Consider the following 14,963-nt stretch of genomic DNA (forward strand, 5'->3'; position numbering starts at 1 on the left):
GCCATGGCCCCCGTGGCCCCGGTGGCCCCCGGCGGCGGGACCGCCCCCGGGGGCCACCGGGGCCACGGGGGCCATGGCGTGCCCCTCGGGTCCGGGCACGTATCCCATGGCCGGCATCCCGGCCCCGGCCCCGGCGGCCAGGGCCGCCCCACCCCGCTCCAGCCGGTCGAGCCGGGCCTGGACGGAACGCTCGTCGTCGAAGGCGGCGGGCAGCAGCACCCGCGCACAGATCAGTTCCAGCTGGAGCCGCGGCGAGGTGGCGCCGCGCATCTCGGTCAGTCCGGCGTTGACCAGGTCCGCGGCGCGCGAGAGCTCGGCCGCGCCGAAGACGGAGGCCTGGGCCTGCATCCGTTCGACCACGTCGGCGGGGGCGTCGATCAGCCCCTTCTCCCCGGCGTCCGGCACGGCGGCCAGGATCACCAGGTCGCGCAGTCGCTCCAGCAGGTCGGCGACGAACCGCCGCGGGTCGTTGCCGCCCTCGACCACCCGGTCGACGACCTCGAACGCCGCCGCGCCGTCCCCGGCGGCGAACGCGTCCACGACCGCGTCGAGCAGCGAACCGTCGGTGTAGCCGAGCAGGGAGGTGGCCATGGCATACGTCACACCCTCGCTGCCGGCGCCGGCGAGGAGCTGGTCCATGACGGACATGGAGTCACGCACGGAGCCGGCCCCGGCCCGGACGACCAGCGGCAGCACCCCGTCCTCGACCGGAATGCCTTCCCGCCCGCACACCTCGCCGAGGTAGTCCCGCAGGGTGCCCGGCGGCACGAGCCGGAAGGGGTAGTGGTGCGTACGGGACCTGATGGTCCCGATGACCTTCTCCGGCTCGGTGGTGGCGAAGATGAACTTGAGGTGCTCCGGCGGCTCCTCGACGACCTTCAGCAGGGCGTTGAAGCCGGCCGACGTGACCATGTGGGCCTCGTCGATGATGTAGATCTTGTACCGGCTGCTCGCCGGGCCGAAGAACGCCTTTTCCCGCAGGTCACGGGCGTCGTCCACACCACCGTGCGAGGCGGCGTCGATCTCGATGACGTCGATGGACCCCGGTCCGTTGCGAGCGAGGTCACGGCACGACTGGCACTCGCCGCAGGGCGTGGGAGTGGGACCTTGCTCACAGTTCAGGCAGCGGGCGAGGATGCGCGCGCTGGTGGTCTTGCCACAGCCCCGGGGGCCGCTGAACAGGTACGCGTGGTTGACCCGGTTGTTCCGCAGGGCCTGCATCAGCGGGGCAGTGACATGCTCCTGCCCGATGACCTCGGCGAACGACTCGGGGCGGTAGCGGCGGTACAGCGCAAGGGACGACACGCCTACGAGCGTATCCGGGCCCACCGACAACGGCGCCCACCGAAGACCCCCACCAACGCAAACGCCCCCCACGCACCCGCCAGAGCCCACTTACCCTTGCTGCCTTCCGGCCCTGGGGGAGTTGGGTGAGATAGCGCCACGTGAGGGGCTAGCCCCACCCTACCGGATCCCGACCCGAGGTTTCGAGCCCGCCCGGACCTCCCCGGATCGTGTTCGCGAGCACCCCTCGGCGTCTTGTATTGTTTGCGGCGGAGGATTCGCCTAGAGGCCTAGGGCGCACGCTTGGAAAGCGTGTTGGGGGCAACCCCTCACGAGTTCGAATCTCGTATCCTCCGCCTCTGCCCACCAGGGCACACGAAGGACCCGACCGCTCAGCGGCCGGGTCCTTCGTCGTTCCGTGGTCTCAGTAAGCCACCGGCGGGCTGCCCAAGATCCCGGATGGGCCGGGCATCGCGGACGCATCAGATCGCCGACACCGCACGCGGCCACGCGCGCGTACGCCTCGCCCCTCCCGCAGCCTGCGCCCTCCACGGCGACGAGCTCCTGGCCGGACGTCCGCCTGATCTTCGGCTGGGTCCCGATCGACGACCGCGCCTACGACCGGGCCCGGCAGGTCCAAGAGGCCCTCACCCACCAAGGCAGGCACCGCAGCGCCGGGGCGGTGGATCTCGTCGTCGCCGCGACCGCCGAGCTGCAGGGACTCACTCTCCTGCACTGTGACCACGACTTCGAGTGCATCGCCGCAGCAACCGGCCAACCCCTCCAGTGGTACGGGCCCGTGGGACGCAACGGGCGGATGCAACCAGAACTGCAACCACCGCTCGACTGAGGCGAGACGAAGGCGTATGCACGGGCCCTCGCGGAGGCACCAGCGGGCACGAGGGGGCCCGTTCATGATCGGTGGCAATTACGATCCCCGGTCATGGACTGGCTGGAGCGCACCGCGACCCTGCGGCAGTGGACCAAGGGTGGGGCGCGGGCCCCGCACAAGCCGTTGCTCTTCCTCTATGCCCTCGGCCGGTTCCAGCAGGACGCCGACGGGGCGCTGGTCTACAGCGCCGTGGAGGAGGACCTGAAGCGGCTGCTGGCCGAGTACGGGCCGCCGCACCGGACGACGCCCGCCTACCCCTTCCACCATCTGGCCGGCGACGGGGTCTGGGAGGTGCGCACCCGGGACGGGTCCGGCAGTCCCGGCAGTGCGGTGGGTGCGCTGCGGGCGACCGGGGCCGCGGGGCGGTTGGCGCCCGGGTTGCGGGCGGCCCTGCGGCGGGAGCCTTCGCTGCTGGGCCGGATCGCGCACGTACTCCTCGATCTGCACTTCCCGCCGTCCCTGCACGGCGAACTGTGCGAAGCGATCGGTCTGGAACTGGAGCCGGCGGAGACCGGGCGGCCCTCGCCCGCGCGGCGGTCGCGGGACCGGCGGATGCGGGAACTGGTGCTGACGGCCTACGAGTACCGGTGCGCCTTCTGCGGCTACGACGGGCGGATCGGGGCGGTGCCGGTCGGGCTGGAGGCCGCGCACGTGCGCTGGTGGGCGTTCGACGGGCCGGACGCCGTCGACAACGGCCTCTGCCTGTGCTCCCTGCACCACAAGCTCTTCGACAAGGGCGTCCTCGGGGTGGGGGACGGCCACCGGATCCTCGTCTCCCAGCGCTTCGTCGGGCACAGCGCCGTGGCCCGCGAGCACGTCGTGGCCCTGGCCGGGCGCCGGATCGTCGGACCGCAGCCGGGGGCCCGCCCGGTGGCGGCGCACCACCGTGACTGGCACACCGGCCAGGTGTTCCACGGCCCCGCGCGGCCCGGCGCGGATCTTCCCCGGGCCAGGCCTCGTCAGGATTCCTCCGGCGGCCGTGTCGAATCCGGCCCGGCCCGTTCGACGCGTGGGTGAGAGGCGGGAGAAGAGCCACCTCCTGAGGCGAGGAGATGACCGAGGATGCCGCGCTACATGTCGCTGATCCGGATCGAGGAGGACGCGGTCCGGATGGAGGACGCCGACGCCGGGTTCATGGACCGGATGAACGCGCTGATGGAGGAGCTGAACAAGGCGGGGGTGCTGCTGGACACCGCCGGGCTCAGGCCGACCTCCGAGGGGACCCGGGTCAGCTGGGCCGACGGGCGGACCGGGTACACCGACGGGCCGTTCACCGAGACCAAGGAGGTCGTCGGCGGGTACATGATCCTCCAGGCCCGTGACAAGGCCGAGGCGCTGGAGTGGACCCGGCGGTTCCTGGAGCTGCACCCCCCGGTGTGGCACATCACCTGCGAGGTCCGCGAGCTCGACCAGGGCTGACGGCCGCGCCACGCCCCGGTCGTGCTTGCCCGCCCCCGCCGCGGCTGTTGTGATGGGTGGCCGTGACGGGAGCAGGAGCCGCCGGGGCGGCGGGTGCGGCGCGCGCGGCCGGGGCGGCCGAGGCGACCGGGACGGCCGAGGTGGCCGGGACGGCCGAGGTGGCCGGGACGGTCGAGACGGTGTTCCGGATCGAGTCGGCCCGGATCATCGCGAGCGTCACCCGCATCGTGCGGGACGTGGGCCTCGCCGAGGAGATCGCGCAGGACGCGCTGGTCGCGGCGCTGGAGCAGTGGCCCGCGACCGGGGTCCCGGACCGGCCCGGCGCCTGGCTGACCACCACGGCCAGGCGCCGCGCGATCGACCTCGTGCGCCGCAAGGAGACCTACGCGCGCAAGCTCGCGGAGGTCGGTCGGTCGCTGGAGGACGTGCCGCCACCGCCCGAACCGGCCGAGCCGGACGACATCGACGACGACCTCCTGCGGCTGATCTTCACCGCCTGCCACCCGGTGCTGTCGACGGCCGCCCGGATCGCGCTCACGCTCCGGCTGCTGGGCGGGCTGACGACGGGCGAGATCGCCCGGGCCTTCCTGACCTCGGAGGCCACGGTCGCCCAGCGCATCGTCCGGGCGAAGCGGACGCTGGCCACGGCCGCCGTGCCGTTCGAGGTCCCGTACGGCGCCGAGCGCGCGGCCCGGCTGTCGTCCGTGCTGGAGGTCGTCTACCTGGTCTTCAACGAGGGCTACGCAGCCACCGCCGGGGACGACCTGGTCCGCCCGGCCCTGTGCGAGGATGCGCTGCGCCTGGCCCGGGTGCTGGCGGGGCTGATGCCCGAGGAGCCGGAGGTGCACGGACTGGTCGCGCTGCTGGAGCTGCAGGCCTCGCGGATCCCGGCGCGCACCGGGCCGGACGGTGCGCCGGTGCTGCTGGCCGAGCAGGACCGCACCCGCTGGGACCGGATGCTGATCCTGCGGGGCCTGGAGGCGCTGCGCCGCGCGGGGCCGGCGGGCGGCCCGTACGCGGTCCAGGCCGCCATCGCCGCGCAGCACGCGCGGCAGGTCCGCTACGAGGACACGGACTGGGCCGCGATCGCGGCACTGTACGGGCGGCTGCTGGAGCTGACCCCGTCCCCGGTGGTGGCCCTGAACCGGGCGGTCGCGGTGGGGATGGCGCAGGGGCCGGCGGCCGGGCTGGCGCTGGTGGACGAGCTGGCCGGCGAGCCCGCGCTGCAGGGGTACCACCTGTTGCCGAGCGTGCGGGGCGACCTGCTGGAACGGCTGGGGCGCGGGGCGGAGGCCCGTACGGAGTTCGAGCGGGCGGCCGCCCTCACCCGCAACGCCCGGGAGCGGGAGCTCCTGCTGTCCCGCGCCTCCCGCGCCACGCCCCGCCCCGAGCCGGGCTGAGCCGCGCCACGCCCCGCGCCGAGCCGGGCCAGCCGCGCCACGCCCCGCCCCGACCCGAGCCGGGCTGAGCCGCGCCACGGGCCGCCCGCGCGCGAGCCGGGCTGAACGCCAGCGCGCCACCGCCCGGAGCCGGGCCGGGCCCCGCCGCGGCTAGCCCGGCGACAGCTGCGGCATCTCGCCCGCCGTCGTGGACATGTCGATCACGGCGAACGCCGCCCCCTGCGGGTCGGCCAGTGCGGCGAACCGGCCGAACGGACTGTCCATCGGCCCGAAGTGCAACCTGCCGCCCAGCTTCTGGGCCGTGGAGACCGCCTCGTCGCAGTCCGGCACCGCGAAGTAGATCTGGATGTACGGGGGCACCTCGGGCGGGAAGTCCTGGTCCATCTTCATCCGGCCCAGCACCGGGTTGTCCTGCCCCTCGACGCTGAAGATCTTGAAGTCCATCCCGGCCGCCGCGGGGTCGTCCCCGGGCTCGATCCGCTGCACGGAGTACGGGAACACCTGCTTGAGGAAGGCGTCGGCCGTGTCGGGCTCCCGGGTGAAGACCTCGGCCCAGCAGAACGAGCCGTTCTCGCCGATCTTCTCGAAGCCCCGGTGCTCCCCGGGCTGCCAGACGCCGAAGACCGCGCCGCTCGGCTCCTTCGCCAGGGCCATCGTGCCGAACGTACCGACCTGCATCGGCTCCATCACCAGCTCCCCGCCGGCCGCCTTGATCTTCTCGGCCGTGGCGGCCGCGTCCGGCGAGGCGAAGTAGAGGCACCAGGCCGAGGGCATGTCGTCGCTCCCCGGCATGGGCGGCACGACGGCGGCCACGGCCTTGCCGTCGGAGTAGGCCTGCGTGTAGTTGCCGTACGCGCTGGAGGCCTCGCCGAAGGTCCAGCCGAGCACCTCGCCGTAGAAGCGTTTGGCCCCTTCGACGTCCTTGAACATGGCGTCCGCCCAGCAGGGGGCGCCCTCCGGGAAATCGGTCATCGTGCGCCTCACTCCTTTCCGCCTCTCACGCTAGGCGCGCGGTGTGCCCTGCGCGCGGCGAGCGGGCGCAGGCGCGAGGCTGGAGGGCATGGACATCACGATGCGACTGGCCCAGGACCCGGAGGCCGACGCCCTCCTCGCGCGCAGCCCGCTGGCCGCGCTGGTGGGGATGCTGCTGGACCAGCAGGTCCCGATGGAGTGGGCGTTCGCGGGCCCGTACACGATCGCCCGGCGGATGGGCTCCGACGACCTCGACGCGCACGCCATCGCCGCCTACGACCCCGAGGCCTTCGCCGCCCTGCTGTCCGAGAAGCCGGCGGTGCACCGCTACCCGGGCTCGATGGCCAAGCGGGTGCAGCAGCTGTGCGCGTACCTGGTGGAGCACTACGACGGCGACGCGGCGGCGGTCTGGGCCGACGCCGGTACGGGCGCGGAACTGCTGCGGCGGCTGAAGGACCTGCCGGGCTTCGGCGAGCAGAAGGCGAAGATCTTCCTGGCGCTGCTCGGCAAGCGGATGGGAGTCCGGCCGGCCGGCTGGCGGGAGGCGGCCGGCGCGTACGGCGAGGCCGACGTCTACCGGTCCGCGGCCGACATCACGGGCCCGGATTCGCTGGCGAAGGTACGGGCGTACAAGCAGGAGGCCAAGGCGGCGGCGAAGGCCGCCAGGCCGAAGTGACCGGCCCCGGGCCGAAGTGACCGGCCCCGGGCCGAAGTGACCGGCCTGGGAGCACGGATCGTCGCACGAGCTCGTCGGCTGCGCGCCGCCCTCCACGCCGACCGCTACGCCCCCCTACGACCCCTGCGCCTACACCGGGAGCGCCACCGGCGCCGGGCGCCGGCGCAGGGCCGAGGCGTAGACCTCGTCGGCGTCGAGCCGGCGCAGTTCCTCCGCGACCAGCTCGGCGTCGGACCGTATCTTCAGCGCCACCTTGCGGTCCACCCGGTCCGGCAGGGTCAGGGTGGCCAGCGAGCCCTGCGGGCGGTCCACCCGGATGTCGCCCTCCGGGGTGGCCAGCGTGACCCGGGTGATGACCGGGCCCTCCGTGGTCACCCGCTCCACCGGAACGCCGAGCCGGTCCTCCAGCCAGCGGGCCAGCAGCTCGGCGCTGGGGTTGTCGGTCTCGCTCTCCACCGCGGCGCCGGTGACCGGCAGCGGCCGCTGGTCGAGCGCGGCGGCCAGCAGCGCCCGCCACGGGGTCAGCCGGGTCCAGGCGAGGTCGGTGTCCCCGGGCGCGTACGTCAGGGCCCGCTGGTCCAGGACGCCCACCGGGTCGGCGGCCGCCTGGGCGTCGGTGATCCGGCGCTTGGCCAGCGCGCCGAGTTCGTCGCGCGCCGGGTCGGCCGGGGCGTCGACCGGCCACCAGGCCACCACCGGAGCGTCGGGCACCAGCAGCGGGAGCACCACCGGGCCGGCGTGGGAGGTGAGTTCGCCGTGCAGCCGGAGCAGGACGATCTCGCCGGTGCCGGCGTCGGAGCCGACGCGGAGCTCGGCGTCGAGCCGGGTCTGGCGGAGTTTGTGCGGGCCGCGGGCGGTGCGCCTGATGACCGCGATGATCCGACAGGGGTGCTCGCGCGAGGCCTCGGTGGCGGCGCGCAGGGCGTCGTAGGCGTTCTCCTCGTCGGTGACCACGATCAGGGTCAGGACGAGGCCCATCGTCTGGCTGCCGACGGCCCGGCGGGCGGCGAGCAGGGCACGGCCCACCCGGCTGGAGGTGGTGTCGGTGAGTTCGGTCCGCATGCCGGAAGTGTGGCAGTGGCCGGCACAGCACCGGCACCCGCCCGGCTCGAATTCCCCTGGAACACACACCCCTTCACCTCACCTTCGCCAAGTCCGGCCGCGGGAGGGGTGGTTGGGGGGCGCGCTCAGCGCCGTCTCCGCGCGGTGCCGAAGACCGAGCGGGAGATCTCCCGCCCCAGCTGGGTGCCGATGGACCGGGCGAGGGAGCGGAACAGGCCGCTGCCCACGACCTGTTCGGCCAGCGACCGGTCCTGCTTCGGTGCGGTCCGGGCCGCCGCCCCGGCCTCCTTCGCCGCCTCCGCCTCGGCCGCGGCGGCCTCCGCCTCCGCCTCGGCCGCCGCCTGCTCGGCGCTGATCCTCTCGTAGGCGGACTCCCGGTCCACGGCCTCGGCGTAGCGCGCGTACAGCAGCGAGGACTTCACGGCCTGCTCCAGCGCCCCCGGTTCGACCGGCCCCATCAGCGACCGCGGCGCCCGCAGCCGGGTGGCCGCGACCGGCGTGGGCGCGCCCTTCTCGCTGAGCACGGTGACCACGGCCTCGCCGGTACCGAGCTGGGTCAGCAGCTCCTCCAGGTCGTACTCCGAACGGGGAAAGGTCTGGACGGTCGCCCGCAGTGCCTTGGCGTCCTCGGGGGTGAAGGCGCGCAGGGCGTGCTGGATGCGGTTGCCGAGCTGCGCGAGCACGTCCGCCGGCACGTCCTTGGGGGTCTGGGTGACGAAGAAGATCCCGACACCCTTGGAGCGGATCAGGCGGACGGTCTGGGTCAGGGACGCCAGGAAGGCCTTGGACGCCCCGCTGAACAGCAGGTGGGCCTCGTCGAAGAAGAACACCAGCTTGGGCCGGTCCAGGTCGCCGACCTCCGGCAGGTCGTGGAACAGGTCCGCCAGCAGCCACATCAGGAACGTGGAGAACAGCTGCGGCCGGTCCTGCACCGCGGGCAGTTCCAGGACGGAGACCAGCCCACGCCCGTCCGCCGCGGTCCGCAGGAACTCGCTGGTGTCGAACTCGGGCTCGCCGAAGAACGCGCCCGCGCCCTGCTGCTCGAACGCGGTCAGGGCGCGCAGGATCACCCCGGCGGTGACCGTGGACAGGCCGCCGATGCCCTTGAGTTCGGCCTTGCCCCGGTCGGAGACGAGGAAGGCGACGACGGCCCGCAGGTCCTTGAGGTCGACCAGCTCCAGGCCCTTGGCGTCGGCGTAGTGGAAGATCAGGCCGAGGGACTGCTCCTGGGTCTGGTTGAGCTGGAGCACCTTCGACAGCAGCACCGGACCGAAGCTGGTCACCGTGGCGCGCACCGGGATGCCCGTGCCCAGGCCGCCGAGCGCGTAGAACTCGGTGGGGCAGCCGGCCGGCTCCCACTCCTGGCCGACCTCCCGGGCCCGCTCGGTGACCTTCTCGCCGGGGGTGCCGGGGGCCGAGACGCCCGAGACGTCGCCCTTGATGTCGGCGAGGAAGACCGGCACGCCCTGGGCGGAGAGCTGCTCGGCGACGAGCTGGAGGGTCTTGGTCTTGCCGGTGCCGGTGGCCCCGGCGACGAGGCCGTGCCGGTTGAGCATCGACAGCGGGATCCGGATCTGCTTGCCGGGCAGGCAGGCGCCGTCCCAGAGCAGGGCGCCGAGGTCGAGCGCGGGCCCGGTGAAGGCGTAGCCGTCGGCGATCCGGTCGGCCGGGGTGGCGCTGTGGTCGGCCGGGGTGGCGCTGTCGTCGGCCGGGGTGGCGCTGTCGCTCATCTCTCACTCCCGAAATAGCCCTGTTTGCCACCTTTCCAGCAATGGCGCGAGGCTGCGCCCGCAGGGCCGGGCCCGGTAGGCTTTCCGTGTGATCTTCAAGCGCATCGGAAACGGGCGGCCGTACCCCGACCACGGCCGGGAAAGCACCCGGCAGTGGGCGGACGTCGCGCCGCGCCCGGTCCGGCTCGACCAGCTGGTGACCACCAAGGGCCAGCTGGACCTCGAGACGCTGCTCGCCGAGGACTCGACCTTCTACGGCGACCTGTTCGCCCACGTCGTGAAGTGGCAGGGCGACCTCTACCTGGAGGACGGCCTGCACCGCGCCGTACGGGCGGCACTCCAGCAGCGCCAGGTGCTGCACGCACGCGTCCTCGAACTGGGCTGATTGCGCCTTTCGGGTCAGGCTTGCCCGATCAGCAGATCATTTAGTAGGCATCGTCACAGGGCCGCACTACGCTGCGCCCATGAGCATGCTCACTCCCCCCGGCATGGGCGGAAAGTACCGCGTCACGGGAGCTGCCTACCCGCGCATGCGCCGCCCCCGCCGCCGTCGCCGACTGGTGTTCGCCGCCCTCGGAGCGGTCTTCGCCCTTGCCCTGCTCGGGTACGGGACCCTGCAGCTCATCGACGTCTTCCGGGGCGACCACGGCGGCCGGGCCGGCGCCGCGGGCGCCAAGGACTGCGTCACGAAACAGAAGGCCGCCAAGGGCGAGCCGGCCGCCGCCTCCGCGGCCCCGGCCGTGGCCCTGCCCCAGCCCGCGCAGATCACGGTCAACGTCTACAACGCGACCCCGCGCGCGGGCCTGGCCAAGGCGGTCGGCGAGGAGCTCAAGAAGCGCGGGTTCACCGTGGCCAACGTGGGCAACGCCCCCGCCGACTTCGACAAGAAGGTCACCGGCACCGGGATACTGCTCGGCTCGCCCAAGACCGACAAGGCCGTGTACTCGGTGCTCGGCACCCAGCTCGCCGGCGTCACCCAGCAGGCCGACGCCCGCGAGGGCGCGGACGTCGACCTGATCCTGGGCGACGCGTTCAAGGAACTCAGCCCGCAGGCGGACGCGGACAAGGCGCTGGCCGTCCTGGCCCACCCCGTGCCCGCACCGTCCGCGTCCTGCTGAGGGGGACGGCTACTCCGCCGAGCCGTACATGCGGTCGCCCGCGTCGCCCAGGCCCGGCACGATGTAGCCGTGCTCGTTCAGGCGCTCGTCGACGGCGGCCGTCACCACGGTCACCGGCGTGCCCGCCAGCTCGCGCTCCATGACCTCGACGCCCTCGGGCGCGGCCAGCAGCACGACGGCCGTGACGTCGTCGGCGCCCCGCTTGATCAGCTCCTGGATCGCGGCGACCAGCGTGCCGCCGGTGGCCAGCATCGGGTCGACCACGTAGACCTGACGGCCCGAGAGGTCCTCCGGCATCCGGGTCGCGTACGTGGAGGCCTCCAGGGTCTCCTCGTTGCGGACCATGCCCAGGAAGCCCACCTCGGCGGTCGGCAGCAGCCGGACCATGCCGTCGAGCATGCCCAGGCCCGCGCGCAGGATCGGCACGACGAGCGGACGCGGGTGGGAGAGCTTCACCCCGGTGGTCGGGCCCACCGGGGTCACGATGTCCGACGCCTCCGTGCGCACGTCCCGGGTGGCCTCGTAGGCGAGCAGGGTCACCAGCTCGTCGGCCAGCCGCCGGAAGGTGGGGGAGTCGGTGCGCTTGTCGCGCAGGGTGGTGAGTTTGTGCGCGACCAGGGGGTGATCGACGACCTGCAAACGCACAACATCCTCCAAGGCTTCTGCTTCAGGGGTTCCGACCTGCGAAAACGGCCGCAAGTTCGCGACCCACGTACAAGAGGCTACGCGCTGTCGGGGCCTGCCGTGGCCAGGTGCGGCACGGGCTGCGGCCCGGGTCCGGTGATGTCACCCTGAGGACGTGACCCAAGCAGCGGTCGTCGCCGCCGTCGACGGCTCGCCACACAGCCTCCGGGCGCTGGCATGGGCCCGCGCCGAGGCCGCCCGGCACGCGGCCCCGCTCGTGGTGGTGCACGTCCTGCCGGACCACACGCAGTGGTACGCCGGCCGCCGCGAGTCGGTGGGCGGTGCGCCGGAGCCGCCCCCCGACCCGGTCCGCGCGGCCCTCCCCGCCGACCTGCCCCCCGGCACCCGCTACGAGGCCCTGGAGGGCTCCGTCCCGGTCGCCCTGCGCGCGGCCGGCCGGGGCGCGCGGATGCTGGTCATGGGCTCGCGGGGGCGGGGCGGCTTCACGAGCCTGCTGCTGGGCTCCAACAGCAGGGCCGTGGCCACCACGGCGCCCTGCCCGGTCGTGGTCGTCCCGCACCACGCGCGCCTGGCGGTGGAGGAGGCCGCGGGGCCGGACGGGCGGACCGGACCGGTCGTCCTCGGGCTGCACGCCGCCGAGACCGCCGAGGAGGTGATCGAGTTCGCGTTCACCGAGACGGCCGCCCGCCCGGGCACCACCCTGCAGGTGCTCTCCGCGTTCTCCGTACCGCCGTCCCCGCTGCTGCTGGGCGGCCCGTACGCGGTCGTGACGCCCGAGGCGATGGCGGAGACCCTGATCGACGAGGGGCGGGCGCCGGCCGAACGGGAGATGCTGCGCAGCCAGAACGAGCGGCTCCGGCCGTTCCGGATCCGCCACCCGGCGGTACGGCTGGAGCAGGCCGCGGTGCCCGGTGACGCGGCCGGATCGCTGGTACAGGCCTCGCAGGAGGCGTCGCTGGTGGTGGTCGGCCGGCACCGGCGGCGGCTGGGTCGCTCGTTGCTGATGGGGTCGGTGGCGAACGCCGTTCTCACCCACGCCTCCTGCCCGGTGGCCGTCGTACCTGCTCAGGACGGGGAGGAAGCGGACTGAACCACGGTGCGGGGGGTGGCATCAAACGGCCTGTCCGGGGGAAGCTGGGTCCCGGGGGGTCTGCTTCGCGAAGCGGAGGAGGACGACCGAAGGAGCCCGGGGTGGTGGCCGATGGCCGACGACCAGCCGACGACAGCGGACGACGATGGGACCGAGGAGAGCGCGGCGCAGCGCAGGGCGCGGCGCGCGCAGTTCCTGCGTGAACTGAACGAGGCACGGGAACTGCGCGACCGGGTCCAGCCGCGCCGCGCCCGGGCCGCCCGGATGCGCCAGCAGATGCGGATGCGGACCTTCCGCTGGTGACCGTCCAGAGTGGACGGTCACGACAACCACATCACCACGACCGAAACGATCCGAACCACTTCCGGAACCGACCGGAAGTCCGACCGGAAGAACGACCGGAAGACCGACCGGAAGCAGCGGCCAGGGCGACCGCCCGAGCGACGGCCGCGAGGTCCCGCCGAGGGACCCCGCAGCGGCCCCCCGAGGGCGGCACGGCACGACGCAAGAGCGGAAGACCTCTCGCAAAGCCGCTGTTTCTGCCACGATGCCGATGGGGCGGGGCACGAAACGGCGCACAGCACGGCCGTTCCACCCCTCGACCCAAGCCTCCGCCGGGGGGACCTCCAACCGGCACGCCTATGACCAGTGGGAGAGTCACGGTGTACTTCGCCGCACTGCTCGCGCGCACCGAAGACGGGTGGGAAGCGAGCGACATGGAACTCGACGACGTCGAGTCGTTGACGGATCTGACCGATCTCGCCCGTGCCGCCGCTGTCGACGACGACACGGTGGTCGCCCTCGTCGAGCAGGAGGACGCCTGGTTCGGCGTCGTCCGGGTGGACGGCGAGGACGACCCGCGGATCTTCGTCTCCAACGCCGCCCTGGCCAAGCGCAGCTCCTACGGAGCGATGCTGACCGACGAGCTGCTCGGCAGCGACGAGGAGGAGGACGACGAGCTGGACGAGCTGGACCTCGACGGCACCGAGGACGGTGAGGAGGACGCGGTCGCCGCGTTCGCCGACGACGAGGACGAGGACGCCGCCGGCAGCGGCGCCGAGCCGGTCCCGGCGGGTCCGCTGGGCGACGCCCGGCTGCTGGACGACCTCGGCGTGAGCCACAAGGAGCTGCTGGCCCTCGACGGTGACGCCCTCTCGGAGATCGCCGACGCCCTCGGCGCCACCGAGGTGCTGGAGGCCGTCCGCTAGTGACCGGTCCGCACGACGACCCCGGTCCGGTGCTCGACCCCGTTCCGGCGCCCGACCCCGTTCCGGCGCCCGACCCCGGTCCGGTGCCGGATCCGGTTCCGGTCCGGGACCCCGATCCGGTCCGGGACCCGTGGCGGGACGCGATGCGTCTGGCGCTGGACGAGGCCGCCCGCGCGGTGCCGGCCGGTGACGTACCGGTCGGTGCCGTCGTGCTCGGCCCGGCGGGCGAGGTCCTGGCCACCGGGCACAACGAGCGCGAGGCCGTCGGGGACCCCACCGCGCACGCGGAGGTGCTGGCGATCCGCCGGGCCGCCGCGGAGCTCGGCGAGTGGCGGCTGCCCGGGTGCACCCTCGTGGTGACCCTGGAGCCGTGCGTGATGTGCGCGGGCGCGCTCGTCCAGTCGCGCCTCGCCCGGGTCGTCTACGGCGCCGGGGACGAGAAGGCGGGCGCGGCCGGGTCCTTGTGGGACCTCGTACGGGACCGCCGGCTCAACCACCGGCCCGAGGTGATCCGCGGGGTACTGGAGGACGAGTGCTCAGCCCTGCTCACGCGCTTCTTCCGGGGGCCGTGAGCGGGCCCACGCGGAACGGATTTGCAAAGCACTCCCCGGCGTGGGCTAGGATCTCTCTCGGTGGTGTGTCCGAGTGGCCGAAGGAGCTCGCCTCGAAAGCGAGTATGGGGCAACCCATCGGGGGTTCAAATCCCTCCACCACCGCTCTGGACGAGAGCCCCGGTTCGTACGAACCGGGGCTCTCGTGCATGCCCGCCGTGACCGGGCCCGCCGGAACACCGTTGACACGGCATGACCAAAACCCAGCGCCTGCTCGCCGCCGTAGCCCTCGCCGGTGCGGCCGCCGGCCTCGCCGCACCGGCCGCCTCCGCCGCCGACCTGCCGCTGTCCCCGCTCACGCTCCCGGAGCTGCCCAGCGCGGCCCCGGGGATGCCCGAGGGGGCCGTGCCCCACTCGGTGCCCGAGATCGGCGCCAAGCTGAACGACGGACTGAACCAGATGGGCCAGCTGATGACCCTGCCCGACCGGCTCCAGCCGGTCGTCGACCCGGTCGCACCGGTCCTGGGCCTGGCCGGCGCCATCCAGTAGCGCCGCCGCACGGGCGTGCCCGCGGGTGCGGCGGCCACCCGGGCACGCCGAAGGCCCCGGCCGTGGGGGCCGGGGCCTTCGTCCGCAAAGGGACGGGGGAAGCGGCATCGGGGGGACAAGCCGCTTCCCCCGACGAGGACGGACCTGACGGTCCGGGCCGCCGTCAGGGGGGAAGCGTGCGGCCCGGACCCCGCAGTGAGGTCTGTCCCTCGGCCCTCCGGTTTCCTGCCAGAACCGGTTGGCCTCAGGAACAATCCTGCGCCTCTCCGTGCCGCCGTGACGTCGGCGAAGGGCCCGTACCACCGGGTCATAGGTCCTTAAAGGTCAGGTGAGTGACCGAACCCGACCGGTTAGACTCACCCGACTT

The 14,963-nt window shown here is 73.5% G+C and carries 16 protein-coding genes, 2 tRNA genes, 1 other RNA gene and 1 pseudogene; 14 read left to right on the top strand and 6 right to left on the bottom strand.

Annotation, left to right across the window (positions count from 1 at the left end; translation table 11 throughout):
• Both EF918_RS10600 and ffs read right to left on the bottom strand, forming a co-directional pair.
• Positions 1–1,305 (bottom strand): DNA polymerase III subunit gamma and tau (locus tag EF918_RS10600; RefSeq protein WP_125644127.1); only part of this gene is annotated, 1,305 nt, incomplete at its 3' end.
• A 57-nt stretch (positions 1,306–1,362) separates the two neighbouring features.
• Positions 1,363–1,457, bottom strand: an RNA gene (gene ffs / locus EF918_RS10605) — signal recognition particle sRNA small type.
• 98 nt (positions 1,458–1,555) lie between these two features.
• On the opposite strand from ffs, the gene EF918_RS10610 reads away from it, so the two are divergent.
• The 5 genes and pseudogenes from EF918_RS10610 to EF918_RS10635 all read left to right on the top strand — a co-directional run bounded on the left by EF918_RS10610 (position 1,556) and on the right by EF918_RS10635 (position 4,995).
• A tRNA-Ser gene (locus EF918_RS10610) sits at positions 1,556–1,640 on the top strand.
• Between the two features lie 215 nt (positions 1,641–1,855).
• Positions 1,856–2,134: pseudogene (locus EF918_RS38070) on the top strand (PIN domain-containing protein); the annotation flags it as partial.
• Positions 2,135–2,227: 93 nt separating this feature from the next.
• Positions 2,228–3,193: a phosphorothioated DNA-binding restriction endonuclease gene (locus EF918_RS10620; protein WP_125644129.1), complete on the top strand. Its 966-nt coding sequence runs from the start codon at positions 2,228–2,230 to the stop codon at positions 3,191–3,193.
• A 45-nt stretch (positions 3,194–3,238) separates the two neighbouring features.
• On the top strand, positions 3,239–3,595 hold the full coding sequence (locus EF918_RS10625) for a YciI family protein (RefSeq protein WP_125644131.1): 357 nt from the start codon (positions 3,239–3,241) through the stop codon (positions 3,593–3,595).
• Between the two features lie 158 nt (positions 3,596–3,753).
• Positions 3,754–4,995 (top strand): RNA polymerase sigma factor, encoded by a 1,242-nt coding sequence (locus EF918_RS10635; RefSeq protein ID WP_221889704.1) that lies wholly within the window; start codon positions 3,754–3,756, stop codon positions 4,993–4,995.
• Between the two features lie 150 nt (positions 4,996–5,145).
• On the opposite strand, the gene EF918_RS10640 is transcribed toward EF918_RS10635, so the two are convergent.
• The gene (locus tag EF918_RS10640; RefSeq protein WP_125644137.1) at positions 5,146–5,967 is read right to left on the bottom strand and encodes a VOC family protein; all 822 of its coding nucleotides are present in this window, start codon (positions 5,965–5,967) and stop codon (positions 5,146–5,148) included.
• An 88-nt stretch (positions 5,968–6,055) separates the two neighbouring features.
• Here EF918_RS10640 and EF918_RS10645 point away from each other — a divergent pair, with 88 nt between their 5' ends.
• Complete coding sequence (locus EF918_RS10645) at positions 6,056–6,643, top strand: HhH-GPD-type base excision DNA repair protein (protein WP_125644139.1); 588 nt, start codon at positions 6,056–6,058, stop codon at positions 6,641–6,643.
• A gap of 129 nt (positions 6,644–6,772) precedes the next feature.
• Here the strand turns inward: EF918_RS10645 and opcA are convergent, their stop codons facing one another.
• Both opcA and EF918_RS10655 read right to left on the bottom strand, forming a co-directional pair.
• Positions 6,773–7,705 carry a glucose-6-phosphate dehydrogenase assembly protein OpcA gene (opcA, locus tag EF918_RS10650; RefSeq protein WP_125644141.1) on the bottom strand — a complete coding sequence of 311 codons (933 nt, stop codon included), beginning with the start codon at positions 7,703–7,705 and terminating at the stop codon, positions 6,773–6,775.
• Positions 7,706–7,830: 125 nt separating this feature from the next.
• Positions 7,831–9,435, bottom strand: coding sequence for a helicase HerA-like domain-containing protein (locus EF918_RS10655; protein ID WP_125644143.1), 1,605 nt, complete (start codon positions 9,433–9,435; stop codon positions 7,831–7,833).
• Positions 9,436–9,523: 88 nt separating this feature from the next.
• Between EF918_RS10655 and EF918_RS10660 the strand changes: the two genes are divergently transcribed.
• Both EF918_RS10660 and EF918_RS10665 read left to right on the top strand, forming a co-directional pair.
• Positions 9,524–9,820 (top strand): type II toxin-antitoxin system VapB family antitoxin, encoded by a 297-nt coding sequence (locus tag EF918_RS10660; RefSeq protein WP_003955420.1) that lies wholly within the window; start codon positions 9,524–9,526, stop codon positions 9,818–9,820.
• A 79-nt stretch (positions 9,821–9,899) separates the two neighbouring features.
• Positions 9,900–10,553, top strand: a complete 654-nt coding sequence (locus EF918_RS10665) for a LytR C-terminal domain-containing protein (protein WP_125644145.1) — start codon at positions 9,900–9,902, stop codon at positions 10,551–10,553.
• A 9-nt stretch (positions 10,554–10,562) separates the two neighbouring features.
• Here the strand turns inward: EF918_RS10665 and upp are convergent, their stop codons facing one another.
• Positions 10,563–11,198 carry a uracil phosphoribosyltransferase gene (gene upp / locus EF918_RS10670; protein ID WP_125644147.1) on the bottom strand — a complete coding sequence of 212 codons (636 nt, stop codon included), beginning with the start codon at positions 11,196–11,198 and terminating at the stop codon, positions 10,563–10,565.
• A 154-nt stretch (positions 11,199–11,352) separates the two neighbouring features.
• On the opposite strand from upp, the gene EF918_RS10675 reads away from it, so the two are divergent.
• The 6 genes from EF918_RS10675 to EF918_RS10700 all read left to right on the top strand — a co-directional run bounded on the left by EF918_RS10675 (position 11,353) and on the right by EF918_RS10700 (position 14,596).
• The gene (locus EF918_RS10675) at positions 11,353–12,288 is read left to right on the top strand and encodes a universal stress protein (RefSeq protein ID WP_125644149.1); all 936 of its coding nucleotides are present in this window, start codon (positions 11,353–11,355) and stop codon (positions 12,286–12,288) included.
• Positions 12,289–12,399: 111 nt separating this feature from the next.
• Complete coding sequence (locus tag EF918_RS10680) at positions 12,400–12,591, top strand: hypothetical protein (protein ID WP_125644151.1); 192 nt, start codon at positions 12,400–12,402, stop codon at positions 12,589–12,591.
• 359 nt (positions 12,592–12,950) lie between these two features.
• Positions 12,951–13,496, top strand: a complete 546-nt coding sequence (locus EF918_RS10685) for a hypothetical protein (protein ID WP_125644184.1) — start codon at positions 12,951–12,953, stop codon at positions 13,494–13,496.
• Between the two features lie 143 nt (positions 13,497–13,639).
• Positions 13,640–14,068 carry a tRNA adenosine(34) deaminase TadA gene (gene tadA / locus EF918_RS10690; protein WP_125644186.1) on the top strand — a complete coding sequence of 143 codons (429 nt, stop codon included), beginning with the start codon at positions 13,640–13,642 and terminating at the stop codon, positions 14,066–14,068.
• Positions 14,069–14,127: 59 nt separating this feature from the next.
• Positions 14,128–14,212: transfer RNA gene (locus EF918_RS10695), tRNA-Ser, on the top strand.
• Positions 14,213–14,299: 87 nt separating this feature from the next.
• A complete protein-coding gene (locus EF918_RS10700) occupies positions 14,300–14,596 on the top strand; it encodes a hypothetical protein (RefSeq protein ID WP_125644154.1) in 297 nt (98 codons plus the stop codon).
• Positions 14,597–14,963 lie beyond the last annotated feature (367 nt).

The organism is Streptomyces sp. WAC06614 (genome assembly GCF_003949795.1).
In the GTDB taxonomy this organism is placed as follows: domain Bacteria; phylum Actinomycetota; class Actinomycetes; order Streptomycetales; family Streptomycetaceae; genus Streptomyces.